We start from the raw sequence: 18,248 nt of genomic DNA, 5'->3' as shown, positions 1-18,248 counted from the left end.
ATTCTATACTAGACGTTATCCATAACTGTATGAACGGTTAGTTATCTCTTAAACAACAGGTGAAAATTTAGTAGGAATAGAGTAATCATCAAACGTAAAGGATAGCTCTTCCTCCAGCATGTCGTCTGAGGTAGCGTCAAACTTAGCTGCAATGACACTATCTAGATTACAGTTCTTCAAAACAACGGTTTGTTTACCAGCACGTGAAGCTGGATCCTCATTGACGATCATTAAGTCAAAGTAAAAATCCTTGCCCGATTGGATATATTCAAGCGTAAGGTCCCGGAATAAAGACGAAATATAATAGATCGTGAGAGTTCCTGTACCACTCCAGCCCGCTGCCTTTTTACCAACGTTTGTTTTCCCTAAAACAGGCACATCCGCTTTGTTTTTCTCAATAGTTGTTTCTAAAGATTTCGCATAAAATAATTCATGCTGTGTCCCATTAATCGTCGCATACGCCTTGGCATGCTTACCACTGATCGTATCCTGTTCTCTCAAAAATGCCATATTTGTTCACTCTCCTTATCGTACTGTCACTTGGACGTAGATTTTTTCAATTGCATCCACTGGCTGCACATATGTCTCAATATATACGCTGTCGATATCTGCACCTTGTACAACACTGATATCCGTCTGTGAAGCAAAGTTTTGAATTGCATTCATGTTTTGCAAGATATTTAAGTAATTGACGCATTCATTCTGCAATAAGCTACGTCCATCCTCATTGTTATCCACTTTTCCGATATAAAAGTCACTAAAAATACGTACAAAGTCCTGATTAATTCCGTCTAGCACACGCACAACACGGTTCTTAGAGAACTCCTTATTTTTAGCTGGAGTAAAGGAATGCAACGAGTTAATATCCTGTTCAACAATCGCTCTACCATTACGGTGAGTAAAGATAAACTCTCCTTGCTGAAGCGCTTGGATAATTTGCGTATTTGTATGCTTAGGCAGCACATCCACCGCTCCATCATACGCCGTATGAGTTAGGGATTCATTTACCTGTGCACCCGCGGAAGCACCCGCTACCCATGCTGTAGCTTGAGCTGCTGTAAGCTCAGTTCCATCAGCTAACACAACACCGTTACGAACACTAATAACACCCTCATAATCGGCTAAAGGATAGTTTTCCACTACAATTTGAATTTTCTTTCCTTCGTCTTCTCTCAGACGCTTACAGAAGGAGACAAATGTTTCCTTTAAAGCATTGTCCGTTGACGTAAGAGCCACAGTTTCAAACTCATGAACCTCAATAGCTGCTAAATAATCCACATAATCCTGATTGGTAACTGTGCCGTTTGCCCCACCAGACAGAGGAACACCAGCCGTTTCTTCCAGCTCACCAGTACCACTAAATACGACCCAATCGTTCGCAGCTAGCTGTTCAATCTGTCCTACAGTTTGCACATCTACTACCTCTCCAGCTACTAAGGTCTGCACATCAAAGCGGTCTTCTTCATCTAAGCTTTCATTGATTACGATGCTTACATCGTTTCCTCGTAGCCCACCAAACTTAGCTGTAGCTGTAAGCTCACCAACTGTTGCTGTAGCAGGTGTGCCTGTGTTTAGACGGTATAATAAGACTGTTTTAGCTCGTTTTAGTGCTTCTCGTACAACTAGAAGCTCCGGGCTAGTAAGGTCATAGCCTAGAGTGCTACGTGTATCATCCCCTGCTTCAATCGCAGTGACCGATTTAGCTGCTCCCCAGCTTAATGGTAGCGCCATCGTTACTGTCCCTCGATCTCCTACAGCTCCTAAAGGTCTTGCTTCACTTTTGAAATTAACATACGCACCTGGGCGTACTTTATTTTGAGTTGTCCATGTTCCTGCTGACATTTAATTAGCCTCCTTCTTTAAAAAGCTTGTTATCATTTGCTGCACCTGTGCTACACGGTAGGACTTGCCTTCTTCAAGCAAAGCTCCTAGTAGATCCTTGTGCTGTGTAAACTGAGTGGATTCTAAAAACTGCTGCTTCGAATACTCACTAGCCTTTTTTCGCTCCTGCTTAGCTGCTGATTCCGGCTTCTTCTCCACTAGTTTTTTTTCTTTCACTGCCTTTCTAGCCATGCACATATCCCTCCTGTTCAATCTGCTGCATTTTTGGTACTGGCTCTCTTTGACGTACAACATACGAGCTGTACTCTACTGAAAAGTGTAGGACCCCTTCCTTCACTTCATGCTCCATGGAGCTTCCCTTGTACTGATCTGCCCCCGCTGAAATGGTCTCCATATAGTCGTATAATTTCTCGGCCATCTGATGCAAGTCACGATTCTTTGCTTCCGACTTGACGTACTGAAGCAGCACGTTGTGTTGACGAAAGTAACGGTGACCTAATTCCTGAGTATGCGTTACCTTGTCTAACAGCACGAGAAAGTATGGAGTTGCAGGGACGCCTTCAGGAGCATCCTCATCAGGCTCATCCTCCAATACAGCAAGATCGGGAAAGTGCCTGCGTAGGGTAGCAGCTACATGGTCAATGATTGCTTGGACCCCACCTTCGGATTGAAGGAGTTGTTCCTCGTCCATCTTTTCCATCTTGGGCTTCCCCCCTTCAAAGCAAAATTAAAAGAGGCTTTATTAAAGGATGCTCATTAGTCATCTTTTGCTCTCCTCATAAAACCTCTTCATAATGTGTAGGCGCGACAAGCATTAAAATATCGACATCTACGAAATATTTTTTTTGTACCATTTCCCGTCCGCTGCATATTCCTCTGCCAGCTTGATAGAGTACTCCTTGCGATAGCGATATTGCTGCTGCCAACGGCTTAAGATTGGATATTCATTATGTGTCATCTTATAGCAATTACGATCCTTCAGCTCATCCTGTAGCATAACGTCTGCTAGCAGCTGCAAATGAAATGATTTTGGTTTTGAACCAGTAGCTGTATCATAATGCTGAAGCCATTCTTTAACAAATTCTTCACGCTGTTCCTTTGGCTTGTCTGTTTGATTCAGGGCCTGATAAATAGGTTGAACATATGGGTCTTCCATTTGGCTTACATCTTCTTTTCTATTAAAATGATTCACTTCCATCTTCATCACAATTCTCCCCTCACGTCTATTCAAACCAACTGCTATATACAGCAGCGATTTTCTTCAAAGCTGCCTGTAGGTTTGCACTTACAGTATGCTGTCTAACACCGAGCTTTACTGCTGTTTCCTCTTGGGTAAAATCCATCTCAAACAGATATTCAAGCAGTTCCTTTTGCCTTTGGGTAAGGTTAGCTAGTGATATGGCATAATCTAAATCAAGGAGTATATCTGATGCTGTATAATCTCCTGTATATCGTCGAGCTGCTATATGATGCTTGTCCTTTAATAAGGCGTAGACTTTTTTTGGCGTAGTCAAAGGCCATGTGTACTCCTGAAAATCCACCTGTGTGTCTTCTTGCTTGTTGGTTGCTATTGGTATTCCCCCTCCAAAAGTAGATACTCTCTAACCAAAAAGGAACGTATGTTCGTTTTTGGAGCGAAATAAAAAGGCTCTTCGCCGTTGGTTTTCTTCCCTACTATGATAAATAATCAGTAATTTTCCCAAATCTGTTCTCGTCGTAGCCCTGCGATAGACGTCGTAGCTTCCTTTTAATCGTCTCATGATGTAAACCTAATGCTCTACCTAATGCAGTGACTGAATCATATTGTGGAAAAAAGTGAATAATGCTTCGTGTTGTAGGCTCTTCAACACGTTCTATTAAAAATGAAATAATCTTTCTTTGCTCCTTGACTAGAGAAATAGGGGTATCTTCCTCCGCGACAATGGAATAGGCTCTGCCACTCTCTTTGATAAGATCCGAATTAACAAGCTCATAGCGCTCCCTGTTCTTCTTTTTCCGTATAAAATCCCTTTTCGCATTTCTAAAGCTCTTATTAAAAAAGTGCTCAAAGTCATGATCCCCGGAGTATTGATTGACAGTTCTTAGCATCGTTTCATGAACGAGTGAAAGGATCTCGTTCGAATCTGTTCCTAATTTTTTTGCAGTAACGTGCATAAAAGGATCAAACTGCTTTCTTATAGTCAGATAGACCTCTAAAAACAAGTCCTCTCTTCCCGTACGCTGATACCGTAATACCATCTTATTTAACTCATCTTTCCCCACATTATCACCCCCAGCTTCTTATCTATCTATTTTTGCTGTTTTATCTACTTCAATTCATTCTCCTTCTATTCATTTATACGAATCTGACATTGCATTTCGCACATATTTCTTGCCTTTTTTATAAAGTAGTTTTAACAAAATTTAATAACCCAAAAAGGAACTGGTGTTCTTATTCTACCTAATTGTTTGCTCTTAATCAACTCATTTCTTAAATTTAAGTTTTTTCTATTATAGGAAGCATCTCTTGTCTTTCAACTATTTTTTGTATAATTTTATTACAAATTAAAATCTATTCATTTCACTAGAATTTTTGAGCAAACAAAAAAGCTTACTTGAACATATGCTATCCCCTCCATGCAGCTAGGTCCATCGCCTAATTGCACCAAGAGGTAACACGATTGCCAAGTAAGCCTTGAAGCCCCCAAAGACCGATTTTCTACTGATTAATGTTTATTTTTAAAAGTACTTATTTTACCTTCACTTCAACCATTCCAACACCCATATTAACCTTAAACGTTATGTTATGCTTTGTTTCATCATACGCACCATTCACATACGCTTTTAACTCCTCGTTATACTGGAGATTGTGCTGAAAGCTTCCTATCCCACTTGATACCTTAAAAATAGCACCTATCTCATCAGAAATATACACAGTAGATTTTCCTACACCTGCATCCATCTTCACTTCAACTGGACTCGTATAAGTTCCGCTAAAGTCAGCTGTTACATCTCCAACACCAAGATCTAAATAAACAGACTGTAACTCAGTAAAGCCTGAAAAATCAAGCTCTCCCTTCCCTACACCAAAATCAACATCAAAGGAATAAGGAAGATTCTCCTGTAATTGCATGTTCCAAGTATTTTTTAATCCTTTCACATTAGAAACACTCACCGATTTCTCAGGAGATAACGACAGCTTATGCCCACTCCCCTTTTGCTCACTTTTTACAACGGGTAGTAGCTGCTTTGGATCAGAAGTAAATGTCCCATCTAAAAAATACTCTGAAGTAGCGCCTACGTGTAGCTCACCTATTCCAACCTCAAGCTCTACGTCAACCTTTTCTACGGCGTTATCAAGCCTCTCAAGCTGGTGGGTCTCAGTCTGCTCATCCCCCGTACTCGTAATATTTGTCGTTGTACACCCTACCAAGACTATAGCAACAAACAGCATAGCCATACCAACACTTAATTTTCTTTGAATCATCATTTTTCTTCCTCCCGTACCCCAAAATCATCACCTATCCCCAACTAATTAGATACATGCCCCCAATTCAATAGGAAGTGCTTTGATTTAGGTTTTACATTTTCATAAAACTCATTTGTTAAAATATCAGTTTAGCGGCGTTATATAGTTTTAGTGTTCTATTTAAATAATACACTATTACATAAGTCATGACAACTTTTATTTTTCACAATAGAAATTACAATAGAAATTACAATAGAAAAGAAGAGGCGTAACCTCTTCTAATTCGTTTATTATAACGTTATTCTGTTCGGCCTTTCCTTATTCTGATAGCTCATAGCACCCCTTTAAAAAGAGCTGAACAAGAAAGGAAATTCTTTTCTCGACTTGTTCCTTACCCATTTCAGGTGAGTGTAATATCTCCATTTTAAAAGAATCAAGCAGCCCGGAGAAAACGAGAGCCAAATCATGTGGCGCTTGAAGCCTCTCCCTTTGCATAAGCTGTTCAATCAAGCTAACATACTCTTGAAGAAAAGCTCGAAGCATTTTCCACATATTAGGGTCATTATTCGGAGATTGAAAAAAGACTCTCGTATATTCCTTGCGTTCTAAATAATAATAAAAATGGTGTCTGCCAATACGAGTCAATAGCTCTTCAAAAGACCCTTCTGAGGAAACAACCTTGTGTAGCTCCTCCAAATATCTTTGAAAATCCCGTTCAGTCATGGCCTTGTATAGCTCTTCCTTGCTCGAAAAATATAAATAGATCGTGCCTTTGGCAATACCGGCCTGCTCGGCTATTTCCGACATCTTTGTCTCATAGAAGCCTTGGGTGCCAAACACCTGAAAAGCAGCGTCTAGGATTTGATTTACTTTATCTCCAGCTTGTGTGTTCATAGACCTTCCCTCTTAACTCCAGTTGTTATTATCATACCCTCTTCTAATTTATCGTTCAAGCTTTGATTCTTTATAAAACGCAAGACTATAGATAACAGGTACAAAAATAAGAGTTAGCAGGGTTGAAGTAGTCAAGCCACCGATTACCACTAAAGCAAGTCCCTTAGAAATCAGTCCACCCTCTGGTGTAGCAAAAGCTAATGGTAAAAGTGCTGCAATAGTAGCTAATGCCGTCATTAAAATCGGACGTAGCCTTGTTTTTCCAGCCTCCACTAACGCGTCATTCATCCTCATACCAGCAGCACGATTTTGATTAATTCGATCAACTAGCACAATAGCGTTTGTCACCACAATTCCAACAAGCATGAGCAAACCGATCATCGCACTCATGGACATTGGCTCATTGACAAGCAATAGGGCTAATATAGAGCCAATAGGGACAAACAATATGGAAGTTAAAATGATAAATGGAACCCTAGCTTTTCCGAAAAATACTAGCATCGTAAGATACACCAAACCTACAGCAATCGTAATGGCAACGATCAGATCCTGTATGGTTTGTAGCGTTTCATCACTTCCTCCGCCTGACTCTAAGGATACTCCTTCCGGAAGGTCGAGCTGACGAACAGCCTCCGAAACTGCACCAGAAACTCCAAAGAGATCGTCCCCGATGATTTGAGCGGAAACACGGGCAAACGTTCTCTGATTTAAGCTTTGAATAGAGGTAGGGGTAAGCTCCTCTCTAACCTCTGCTAGATCATTTAACTGGACCAGTCCCTCCTGAGTGAAAAACCTCAGGCTCTCCAGCTCCTCCTTGCCCTCTAAAGCTCTATCATAGGCGATACGAAGCTTCTGCTCAGTTCCATCTAATGTATACGAGTCTAACTCAATTGGAGCTAACTGTTCATTGACCATACCTAAAATCATAAATGGAGAAACACCTAGTTCATTAATTCTCTGAGCATCAAGGTGAACCGTCCACTGCTGCTGCTTATCCTCCATATTATTTATGACATATTTAACGTCATCTCTTTGTAGCATAAGCTCTTCAACCATTTGTGCCGCTTCAGCAAGCTTATCCATATCGTTTGAAAATAAATCGATATCTATATTATTATTCGTTGGAGGTCCATTCGTTTGTAGCTCCTGAACGTTCACTACAGTATTTTCATTATCATCATCAAGAATCCTCTCGAACTCAGCTTGTAGCTCCTCTATAGCTAACTCAAGCTTTGACTCTGAGGCCAGTTCAATGAGAAGCTCTGCTTGGTTAGAACGCGTTACACCGCTCATATAGTCATAGCTTCCAATTGAAATAAACGTATTTGGATAACGTTCTTTATTTGCTATCACATATTCCTCTAGCCTTTGAACCGCCTGATTCGTTTCTTGAACAGGAGTAGACGCAGGAAGTTGAATATCTGCCTTTACTATTTTCTGTGTTTCATTTGGTAGGAAAACAAAGCCTAAATTCTGTGCTAAGAGCAGTGTAGGAATAAGTAAGAGAACAGCTAATATACAGACAAGAGCCTTATACTTAAGCGCACCCTTAATTAATTTTTCATAAAGTCTAACCATCCAGCCGTCCTTATGATCCTCCTCCAGCTTAATAAAGGATACCTTCGCTAATATTGGAACTAAGGTAATCGCCACAAACAAAGAAGCTAATAGCGCAACAACTACAGTTAAAGCAAAAGGCATAAAGAACGCACCTGTAATACCACCTACTAGACCAAGAGGCAGGAAAACCACAATGGACGTAAGCGTCGAGGAAATAATCGGATTTAACATTTCTTTTGTACCTAATATGGTATGCTCTTTTTTATCTCCATTAGGATCTAATTTTGTTTTACGATAGATATTTTCTATAACGATAATACTATCATCTACTACGCGTCCTACCGCTACAGTCATACCAGCTAAGCTCATCACATTTAGTGTGACCCCCCACCACTTTAGAAAAATGGCAGCAATTAATAGGGAAAGGGGTATCGATAGCACTGCAATCATCGTTGCTCTCAGATTTCTTAGAAAAAGCAAAACAGCAAGTGAAGCAAAAAGTGCACCAAATAGTCCTTTTTCAATCAGTCCTTTTATTGATGACTTGATCCCCGCTGCCTGATCAAAGGACACTGCATATTCTATCGTATCATCATAATAGTTTAGTGTTTCTAGAACCTGCTCCACAACTTGAACGGTATTGATATCCTGTTTCTTAATAATGGAGAGGGATAATGCATCCTGTAAATTGTAGCGACTAATCTCGTTCTGCTCTGTAACCTCGTTAAAAGTAACCAGTTCATCTAACGCTACCCCTTCATTCCTAACGGGTGAGAGTACAGTTAGTGCCTTCAGTTCATCTAATGTTTCTATTTTTTGCTCTAGTCGAATGGGAATCAGAAGGCTATCTTCCTCTACTGAACCTGCAGGGAAGGAGAAAAAAGCAGCTTCGATTACTTCTTGAATCTGACTAAGAGATAGACCTAATTGATTGGCCAGCTCCTTATTGACCTGCATATCAAGATAGGCATTGGTCATTCCACTGAGAGCAACCTGGCTCACTCCCTGAATACGCTGAAGCTCAGGTCGTAGTACTTCTTCTGCCCATGCTTCTATTCCAGTTCCCTGATCTTTAGAAAACAAAGCAAGATTAATCACTGGAAGGGCATCAAAGGAAAATTGATCGACTCTTGTTGTGATACTATCAGGTAGTTGTGCAGCATTCATAAGCTCATTGACCTGAACAGTTACTTTTTCCATATCTGAATCAAGAGGAAAAGCAAGCTGTAATCGTGACAAGCTTTCAAAAGACTGTCCTGTTACTGATTCAATACCTTCTACAGCTCCAAATTGCTCTTCAAGCACAGCTGTAATCTTCTCTTGCACGTCCTGTGGGGATGCTCCCGGGTATACAACAGTAACGGAAAGCTCTGGAAATTCAATGTCCGGTAATAAATCTGTTTTTAATGTTGTAAAAGAAAAAACACCTAAGCCTGCTAATAAGACACACAGAATAATAATAGCTGCAGGATTCTTTAAGCTAAATTTCGTCAATGATAGCAATGCTTCTTCCTCCATTCTTCTATTTAAATTTAAATGACTGACTGGACAGTCATACTAATCTTTGGTGACTGACTGGTTAGTCATTTGTGTATATGGATACTATACTTCCCTTATTTCCTCCATGTCAACCCAAAACTTTCATGCTCCACAAATATAAAAAACAAAAATCATTAAAAATGATAATAAAGAAGACCAACCAGACAACTCTGGATGGCCCAATATCTAAAGTGCTGTCTCAACTCCTCATTATTCATGACTTTTGAGACAGCCCCCTCAATTAATATGGAGTGGACAGGCATCTTTTTCACGCATCCACACGAACTTAAGTTCTAACGGTCAAATTTGCACCTTAGAAGTGTTTTTATGACCTCTGTAGATTTTAACGGACATATCTGCACCTTAGCTTTGAAAATGAAGCCAAAATCGATGATTTTTTATTCTAAGTGTCGCAAATGTCCGTTAGAGCTCCAAGCGGATGAAATTAAGGCTGTAAGCGTCAAAAATGTCCGTTAGAGGTGGAAGACAGAAAAAAGAGGCTATCCCCTACAGAAAAATCTCCTTGTGATATGCTCCCCTCACGGTTTCAGGTTTTACTATTTCACCTGTCTACCATATGGGGAGATCATTTCACTTATAAGGACAGCCTCCCTCTTTATATTTACCCTAATGTAATTCTAATACCTACTCATTGTAGACTTATTGTTAATTCCAATAGGGTTAGTTCCAATAGTCTGTCTCTATTTAACCGTTATTTCCGTCAACTTCTTCATCAGACTCTTCTTCACCCTCTGGAGGCTCGCCATCACCACTGCTTGGCTCTTCCTCTTGATCATCTGGTGTTTCCTCTCCATCACCGTTATCAGGGTTTCCGTTTGAATGATCTGGCGGACCATTTCCATCTCCGTTGCCATTGTTTCCATTGCCGTTACCATTCTCGTTACCCTCGTTCTCTTCTTCCTCATCATTCCCTTGACCATTGTTTCCGCCACCATTAAAGCTATCAATTAGATCCTGAAGCCATTCCGCAAAGTCATCATCGTACTCTACTCCCTCTCTGCCTTCAAACTGTCCAGGATTAATTTGAACAGAAGCTACGTTAGATGCGTCTCCTTCTTGTCCAGTATCCATATTATATGGAACCACCTGATAGTTTTGCAGGTCATTAAAGGATACGTTCGTATCTGACCAACGTCTTCCATCGACAAGCTCTCCTTTACCAATCTCAGCAAGCATTTGTCTATCTTCTGTGCCAGGAGTCAGACGATAGATTCGGTAGCCGACACGATCATCTTCATTTGGTGTGAAATCTAGATCTACAGAAACCTCCATATCCCAGGTAACATTTAAAAATGCCTGTAAATCCTGAATTGGCTGTAAACGAACTGGAGGAACTAGCTCACTAACACCCTCTGGTCTCTGGAATCTAAGAGGCTCCTGCCCCTCTAATACACGATCCATTACATATTTGAATACACGTGCTGGATGATTCCCCCCTGAAGTCTGCATGATATGATTTTCACTTACAGAATCATACCCCATCCAAACAGCAGCAACATACTTAGGGGTATATCCTACAAACCAGGCATCCGTAGCTCCACCATTACCAAACGCTCCTTGAGTCGTTCCCGTTTTGGCTGCAATATCATGGCTTAATTGCCCACGTGTTCCTGTTCCATCCTGCACTACTCGTTGTAGCATTTTCGTCATATACCAAGCCGATTGAGCAGATATAACCTGTGTATGGTTTAGCTGATTGGTATAAACCTCGCGACCATTACGGTCAACAATACGTTCAATCATGTATGGCTCAATCTTAACCCCTTCATTAGCAAAAACACCAAACGCTGTAGCCATTCCCATTGGACTAGTTTGAACACTTCCTCCTAGAGCGATCCCTAGCTCACGATTTAAATTTTCAATTCCAAAATCATTAGCAGATTGAACACCTCGGTCTACCCCAATCTCATTAAGTGTCCATACAGCAGGGATATTATAGGACTGTCTTATCGCGTCAATCATCGTTACTCTTCCACGATAGACATTATCATAGTTTCTAGGTGAATAGTTTCCAAAGGACATTTGCTCATCCACAATCAGATCATACGGATTCCAGCCCATTTCTAAGGCAGGAGCGTAAGCAGCAATAGGCTTAAACGTGGAACCTGGAGAACGAACATTAGCCGTTGCTCTGTTAGTTCCAGTCCGTACATAATCACGACCACCTATAACCGCTGAAACCCCACCTGTGGAATGATCCATGATGACCATACTTCCCTGAATTATTTGATCTGCACTTGATTCAGGAAAAAGCTCAGCTGAGGCAGCACTATCCTTGTTGATTGCCTCGTACATCGCTTCCTGGGCTTTCATATCTAAAGTGGTATAGATTTTATAACCACCAGTAAAAATGTCGTCTTGAGTCACATCTAGGCGATTTTGCGCTTCTCTAATGACCATATCAATGAATGTATCCATCGCTGGGTTCGATGAATTGCTTACTTCAGTTAATTCTAAAGGTGCTTCAAGTGCTTCGTCTCTATCTGCCTCTGAAATTCGCCCCTGATTATACATTTCACGTATAACTAGCTTTCGGCGCTGTTCACTTCTCTCTTCGTTTCCTTCAATAAAAGGTGAATACAGTCCCGGACCTCTTGGTAGGGCGGCTAGTAAACCTATTTCAGTTAAATTTAGATCTTCCACCTCTTTATTAAAATAGACCTGAGCAGCGGCAGAAATACCATGAGCTCCATGACCAAAATAAATATAGTTTAAATACATCTCAAGGATTTCATCCTTGGTATATTGCTTCTCTAGGTTAATGGCAATAAGAACCTCTTCTGTTTTTCTAAGCAGCTTCTTTTCGTGTGATAGAAACACATTTTTTGCCAGCTGCTGTGTAATTGTACTTCCACCTTCAACAAAGCTTCTAGCGATAATATCTCTATATAATGCTCGAGCAATGGCTCTAAAATCAATACCACCATGCTCATAAAACCTCTGATCTTCAATCGTAACAAAAGCGTCTAAAAGCTCTTGCGGCATTTGATCAATACTTACATACTCTCTATTTTGCGTATAAAGCTTGGTAGCCTCATTGCCTTGTTGATCAAACAAAATAGTAGCTTCCATCATTTCTAGCTTTGTTTCATCTATTTCATAATTTTGGACTAAAATAAATCCCATAAAAGCAGCTAACACTATTCCTACTAAAAAGAAGACGCCGATAACGGATAACGTAACGACCTTTATATTTATCTTCTTCTTCTTTTTCTTACTCATAGCTTCAACTCCATATCTTTAAAGTGCAAAAATTTCCTTGAGCCCGCCTAAATTTCTCTTGTTGTTCGTGCAGACTGCTAGATATCATGGTTGACCCCCCAGCACAAACCATCCTATCTGCACCTGCTTACACTCATGGAATTTTTGTTTTACCTACTATGCATACCCCTTTGACGGAAATCTTAATGCATATAGAAGACGAAACACACCACCTACATTCGTCTCCTCTATAGGTTATGTGGGGAGATGACTGGATCACTCCCCTCGCAGTATATAAACGGAGCACGCTACAAAAAGTTGCATATCCCTTCGTTATTGTTCTTATTTCGCCATATTTTCAGCTCGTTTTATACGCTTTGAAAAGGGTATGGTATATAATAACACTTAAAATAGGCACTAACCTAATAAATTGGAGGCTGATTTCATGCGTTTAACCGTATATCTAGCTGGTCACGTTCACAGTGACTGGCGTAATGACTTTAGAAAGCTCGCTCGTTCTCATGATCTACCTATCGATTTCGTCGGTCCCATGGAAAACCATGATCGTTCTGATGATATAGGAGAAGAGATTTTAGGTGAACAGCCAAACCCTATTCTTAAAGACGAAGCTGCATCTCAAATCAATAATCTGAGAACACAGGTGTTGTTAAATAAAGCTGATGTGGTTGTGGCTTTATTCGGTACATCCTATAAGCAATGGAATACTGCGATGGATGCCAGTGCAGCCATAACGTTAGGGAAGCCCCTAATTCTTATCCGCCCTGGTGAGCTTCATCACGCTCTTAAAGAACTATCTAACAAAGCACAGGTTGTCGTCCAAACACCAGAACAAGCGATTGAAGCGCTAGCTTACATTTTTGCTACCGAATAAGCTCCGTCTTGAGCATGTAGCTTTTGCCCAAAGAGCAGGAGTGTAACCTGAGCAAACATAGTGGAGCGATCGAGTAAGCCTTCCGTAAGGATACCGATGGCTCCTTCTTTACTACGAATATCCTTCCTCTTACTATACAGTTCCATCATTTCACTTAATTCCTTACCGTTATCTAAGCCTTCTGCAACTTCTTCAGGCAATTTAACCCTTGCTCCTGAAGCTACGTACTTCTTTCCGTGCTCGTCAAGCAGAACACCCCAGTTACAAACGAACAGTCCCTCATGGTTCCGCTGTACTCCTCCTTCTAGACCAATACATAGAGAAGCTGGATAGTTCTTTTTCAGCTCCAAGCAACGATTTAAAGCCCCTGAAATTGTTTCCTCATCAGAGTAAGGCTGTGCGGCTACACCAGACGGAACATCTACTCCGATAACCTGAAAGGTTGGCATATCCACTCCCTTTTGCTTTAATTCCTGTATAGCAAGCTCAACTGCCTTAAGCTTAGCTTGATTTCGACTACCTACATAGATTTCTTCTTGCATATTTCTAGCCTTCCTTCTATCCATTTTTCACTTAAAAGGTAATTTTATAACTTTCTACTTACTTATCATCCAGCTCAATTTATAAGTATTTTCTTTATCTTCTTAGCCAATCATACCATCTTTCATCATCATTGTTCTGCTCTTCCTCTTTCATTCTCTTTTCCTCCTGCTTACGTTTCTTCTCTTCTTCCTTCTGTCTCTTCTTCTCTTCCCTTTCCTTCTTACGTTCTTCTTTCTTCTGTTCCCGCTCTAGCTTTTTCCGTTCTCTTTCCTGCTCACGTTCTTTTCTTTTCTCTTCTCTCTCTTTCTTCTTCTGTTCACGAATTGACTCTCTTGTTGGAACAGGATCTAAAACACCCTCCGGCTTCTGAAACGCTAAAACTGGCTGGCCAGCTAGTGCCTGTTCCATTACATATTGATAGATTAACGCAGGATGATTCCCACCCGAGGTTTCCATCACATGAGCTTCCTCTTGACTGTCAAAGCCCATCCAGACAGCCGCCACATATTGTGGAGTGTAGCCAACAAACCAAGCATCTCTGACACCGGAGCCACCATGCAGCCCTTGAGTGGTTCCAGTTTTCCCTGCGATTTCCTGCTGACTTAATCTGGCCCTTGTACCCGTCCCCTCTGCAATAACTTCACGCAGCATACTTGTCATATACCAAGCCGTTTGTTCCGTTACGATTCGCTTTTGCTGTGGCTCATGCTCAAATAGTACCTGTCCTTCACGATCTGTAATTTTTTCGATAAAATATGGCTCTGATTGAACCCCATTATTCCCATATGTCCCATACGCTGATGCTAGCTTTAACGGGCTTGTTCTCGTATCACCTAAAGCTACCCCTAGCTTCCGTTCAACATGGTTAAAGCCAAATCGTTCAGCTGTCTCTATCCCAGCTTGAATACCTACTTCATTCAGCATCCACACAGCAGGAGCGTTATAGGAGTGCTTGACAGCATCAAGCATCGTTACATTTCCTCTATATACTCCATCGTAATTGCGTGGGCTATAATCTCCGGGATATGTCTGCAACTCATCCAAAACTAAGCTATATGGCTGCAAACCAGCCTCCAAAGCAGGAGTGTAAGCAACAATAGGCTTAAAAGTCGAACCAGGCTGTCTCGATTCTCTATCCACCCTGTTTAAGCCTCTTCTAACGTAATCCCTTCCTCCCATAGCTGCTGTAACAGCTCCAGTTTGATGATCAATGATCACCATACTCCCCTGAACATGTTGATTTTGACCGGAAAAAGGAAAGAATCTCTCCGCTAGCTCACCGTCCAAACGGAGAGCATCATACATGGCCTCTTGGGCACCAGTCTGTAAAGCCGTATAAATTTGATAGCCGCCTGTATATAACTCCTCATGACTAATCCCATATCTGTCTCGTGCCTCATCCATAACCATATCTATATACGTCCACAGTGCTTCATTCTCAACAGGATCTCCTCCTGAAAGATCAAGAGGCTGCCCTACGGCATGCTCTCTTTCTTCCTCTGTAATTCTGCCTTGATCAGCCATTAAACGCAGCACTAGTGCCCTGCGCTGCTCGCTTCTTTCCTGATTGCTTTCAAGTAATGGGGAAAAATGCCCTGGTGCTTTTGGTAAGGCTGCAAGCATCGCTATTTCATGGAGCTCAAGCTCATCCACCGTTTTATCAAAATATTGCTGGGAGGCTGCTGCAATTCCATGTGCACCATGTCCGAAGTAAATATAATTTAAGTACATTTCGAGAATATCCTGCTTTGAATATTTCTTTTCAAGCTCCAGAGCGATAACCACTTCTTCTGCTTTTCTCATCCAATCCTTATCGTGTGTCAGAAACACATTCTTTACTAGCTGCTGGGTGATCGTACTTCCACCTTCGGCCTTTGTGCCAGACTTAATATCCCGATAAATAGCACGAGCAATAGAGCGATAATCAATGCCCTCATGCTCATAAAACCGCTGATCCTCCACAGCAATAAACGCCTCAATTAATAATTCAGGGATATCTTCATAGGAAACATATGTTCTATTTTCAGTAAACAATGCCGCAACCTGCTCACCATTTTGATCGTAAATCGAACTTGCTTCAATCATTTTGAGCTTAGATTCATCAAATTGCACTCCCTGTACAATTGTACAAGCTGTTGCTCCTAGCACAATTGTCACTAGTACAAAAAGAATAGCAAATGTGCCTAAGGCAAACTTAAGCACTCGAAGTTTTTTATTAGTAGGCTTTGATGTCGTTTCAGTTATGTCTTTTTCCATACTTTTACCTCTTCTTTAATTTCTATAAAAAGCTAGAGAACTATTCATTTCATTTCTTTATTATTCGTTCCTTATTCCCTTTCTACGTCTAATCTTAACCTATATATCACAAGTAGCCCTTCACTCACTCATATCAGGACCTACTATTCTTTTACGTTTTACTGATGATCAAGTTGCACCATTCGACATTCATCAACGTTGATGATAATCACCGAGTGCTAACGAAACCATAAATTTTATCCTACAAAAAAAGCCTGCCTATACGAAGAAACTCCTCGACTGTAGGCAGACTTAATATGTGGACTAGAACCTTTCCCTTGTTGAGAGCATGCTTAAAGCGATCTCACTTTCGCCAAGCTTACGAAGCTCTTCAACAGCTGGCTTAAGATGAAAGTAATCTCCTGCTTTCCGAAACCTCTCAATGGATTGATAAAAATAATCCCTTTCCTTGTGTAGCAAGCCTTGATAGTATAAGTAGAACGCTTTATTCCATTCTGGTATTTCATTAAAATCTATTTCATCAATAAGCTGCTTTGCTTTATTCGTTTCTCCTCTTTGAATCAGATAAAACACATAATCACTTTTTTCAGCATCATTTTTGAAATCGAGCGGGAACTCCCGTCTTTTTCCCCAGTATGTTTGAAGAAACGCAAAATTGAAATGGGCTATTCTAATTCGCTCATCTTCCGGATTGTACTTCTTAAACAGCTCAATCGCTTTATCAAAATATTGCTTGGACTTCTCATAATCCTCAAATAAATAGGAATGACCAAGATGATGATAAGCTACAGCTTTCGACCTCTCAAAATAATCCTGTCCAATTACTAGCGAGCTATAATATCTAGCCTTCTCCACATCGTTAGCGAACAAGGAAACATAGTTCATAATTAGCCCAAAACGTACTTGGTAAGCTTCCTTAATGAAACCTTCTTTCATCTCCTGAAGCAGAACTTCCGTTTCCCTAATATGCATAGCCACTGAGTAATAATCCTTCATATCGAAATATATATAGCCTTTTAAAATTCCCTTCAATACCTGCATGTCTAATTCTCTAGGATTTATGATTTCAACCTGCTTTAGCAGTTCTGATGGGTTGAGCTTTTTTGTGCGACGTAGGCGGATGAGACTATACATACTAGCCCATTCTTTATCAATAGGATTACTTGAGGTAGAAAGCTTTTCGAGGATTTGATCACAAAAAACGGGTAATTGATTCATGATGCAATATTCCATCGAATATCTTGCATTTCTTGATTTCTGTGTTACGACATATTCCTCCATAATCTCTTTTTCTTTATCTTGATAGAGGTGCTTTACGATTTTAAGAGTAGATTCAAAATTGAGCTGCTCATAGCCATTTAGATATCTCGATATTGTTGAATCATTCACTCCAGCAACGCGAGATAGCTTGCGTTGATCAATTGATTTCTTTTTATAGAGGGATTGTAGTATTCTCTCTTGGAGCATATGTCACCCAGCCTTCCATCGTCTTCTGCATACAAATTGTGAATTAATTTATAATAGGCTACCTCATTAGAGTAAAGGAAGTCAAGAAAATATTATGAAATTTGTGGTAATTAGCAAAATTAAATTACTGAAATTTCATATTTTTTCTATAATGTCTATAGTTCTCCATTTAAATGTAATTTCACTCCCTTTTTCATGTTAGAAAAACTTCTATCGAAGCCTTCTCAAAGAAGTCGTCTAGTCCATCATTAGAGGAAGCTTTTACATGCTGCCAGAATTTATAAAACTTGAGGAAATCATTGTATCAAATTTCATAAATTCTTAGACTGTTAGAAAAACTTGGCTTATCGCCAGGTCCTGGAAAAAGCCTTAGTTTTTCTTATACTATCTACCTGCAAAACTTATTAATTCTGGTAGAGTAAAGAACTGAAATTTTCTTGGCGACCGTGAGGTCGCCTTTACTCATTCCAGCTCCTCCTCATCAAACCGTACGTGAAGTTTTCCCTCATACGGCTTTCCGATGTTCTTCTTTCTTTGGCTTGCGTAATTACCTACAATGCTAATTTCTTTAGTTTACTTCTGCCA

The 18,248-nt window shown here is 40.4% G+C and carries 15 protein-coding genes; 1 reads left to right on the top strand and 14 read right to left on the bottom strand.

Going from position 1 to position 18,248, the window contains the following annotated elements:
- Positions 1-48: 48 nt before the first annotated feature.
- The 11 genes from J2S11_RS12435 to J2S11_RS12385 form a co-directional block, all read right to left on the bottom strand.
- Entirely contained in the window at positions 49-510 is a 462-nt protein-coding gene (locus tag J2S11_RS12435; RefSeq protein ID WP_307395006.1) for a phage tail tube protein, read from the bottom strand.
- A 15-nt stretch (positions 511-525) separates the two neighbouring features.
- Complete coding sequence (locus J2S11_RS12430) at positions 526-1,842, bottom strand: phage tail sheath family protein (protein WP_307395004.1); 1,317 nt, start codon at positions 1,840-1,842, stop codon at positions 526-528.
- Entirely contained in the window at positions 1,843-2,073 is a 231-nt protein-coding gene (locus J2S11_RS12425; protein WP_307395002.1) for a hypothetical protein, read from the bottom strand.
- On the bottom strand, positions 2,066-2,542 hold the full coding sequence (locus J2S11_RS12420; protein ID WP_307395000.1) for a phage tail terminator family protein: 477 nt from the start codon (positions 2,540-2,542) through the stop codon (positions 2,066-2,068). Before J2S11_RS12420 ends, J2S11_RS12425 begins: the two co-directional genes overlap by 8 nt.
- Before the next feature lie 129 nt (positions 2,543-2,671).
- Positions 2,672-3,046, bottom strand: coding sequence for a hypothetical protein (locus J2S11_RS12415; protein WP_307394998.1), 375 nt, complete (start codon positions 3,044-3,046; stop codon positions 2,672-2,674).
- 19 nt (positions 3,047-3,065) lie between these two features.
- Entirely contained in the window at positions 3,066-3,356 is a 291-nt protein-coding gene (locus tag J2S11_RS12410; RefSeq protein ID WP_307394996.1) for a sigma factor-like helix-turn-helix DNA-binding protein, read from the bottom strand.
- A gap of 160 nt (positions 3,357-3,516) precedes the next feature.
- Positions 3,517-4,104, bottom strand: a complete 588-nt coding sequence (locus J2S11_RS12405; protein ID WP_307394994.1) for a sigma-70 RNA polymerase sigma factor region 4 domain-containing protein — start codon at positions 4,102-4,104, stop codon at positions 3,517-3,519.
- A 466-nt stretch (positions 4,105-4,570) separates the two neighbouring features.
- Complete coding sequence (locus J2S11_RS12400; RefSeq protein ID WP_307394992.1) at positions 4,571-5,311, bottom strand: toast rack family protein; 741 nt, start codon at positions 5,309-5,311, stop codon at positions 4,571-4,573.
- 297 nt (positions 5,312-5,608) lie between these two features.
- Positions 5,609-6,184, bottom strand: a complete 576-nt coding sequence (locus J2S11_RS12395; protein WP_307394990.1) for a TetR/AcrR family transcriptional regulator — start codon at positions 6,182-6,184, stop codon at positions 5,609-5,611.
- A gap of 48 nt (positions 6,185-6,232) precedes the next feature.
- A complete protein-coding gene (locus J2S11_RS12390; protein ID WP_307394988.1) occupies positions 6,233-9,247 on the bottom strand; it encodes an efflux RND transporter permease subunit in 3,015 nt (1,004 codons plus the stop codon).
- 741 nt (positions 9,248-9,988) lie between these two features.
- A complete protein-coding gene (locus J2S11_RS12385; RefSeq protein ID WP_307394986.1) occupies positions 9,989-12,526 on the bottom strand; it encodes a transglycosylase domain-containing protein in 2,538 nt (845 codons plus the stop codon).
- A gap of 424 nt (positions 12,527-12,950) precedes the next feature.
- Between J2S11_RS12385 and J2S11_RS12380 the strand changes: the two genes are divergently transcribed.
- Positions 12,951-13,397, top strand: a complete 447-nt coding sequence (locus tag J2S11_RS12380) for a YtoQ family protein (RefSeq protein WP_307394984.1) — start codon at positions 12,951-12,953, stop codon at positions 13,395-13,397.
- Here J2S11_RS12380 and J2S11_RS12375 read toward each other — a convergent pair.
- From J2S11_RS12375 to J2S11_RS12365, 3 genes are all read right to left on the bottom strand, one after another.
- Positions 13,376-13,939 (bottom strand): DUF84 family protein, encoded by a 564-nt coding sequence (locus tag J2S11_RS12375; RefSeq protein ID WP_307394982.1) that lies wholly within the window; start codon positions 13,937-13,939, stop codon positions 13,376-13,378. The genes J2S11_RS12380 and J2S11_RS12375 overlap by 22 nt on opposite strands.
- Positions 13,940-14,033: 94 nt before the next feature.
- Positions 14,034-16,196 (bottom strand): transglycosylase domain-containing protein, encoded by a 2,163-nt coding sequence (locus J2S11_RS12370; protein ID WP_307394980.1) that lies wholly within the window; start codon positions 16,194-16,196, stop codon positions 14,034-14,036.
- 303 nt (positions 16,197-16,499) lie between these two features.
- Positions 16,500-17,663 carry an AimR family lysis-lysogeny pheromone receptor gene (locus J2S11_RS12365; protein ID WP_307394977.1) on the bottom strand — a complete coding sequence of 388 codons (1,164 nt, stop codon included), beginning with the start codon at positions 17,661-17,663 and terminating at the stop codon, positions 16,500-16,502.
- Positions 17,664-18,248: the final 585 nt, after the last annotated feature.

It is taken from the genome of Bacillus horti, assembly GCF_030813115.1.
Lineage (GTDB): Bacteria > Bacillota > Bacilli > Caldalkalibacillales > JCM-10596 > Bacillus_CH > Bacillus_CH horti.
The sequence above is the reverse complement of the archived record's forward strand: the minus strand, read 5'-3'. Positions and strand labels throughout refer to the sequence as shown.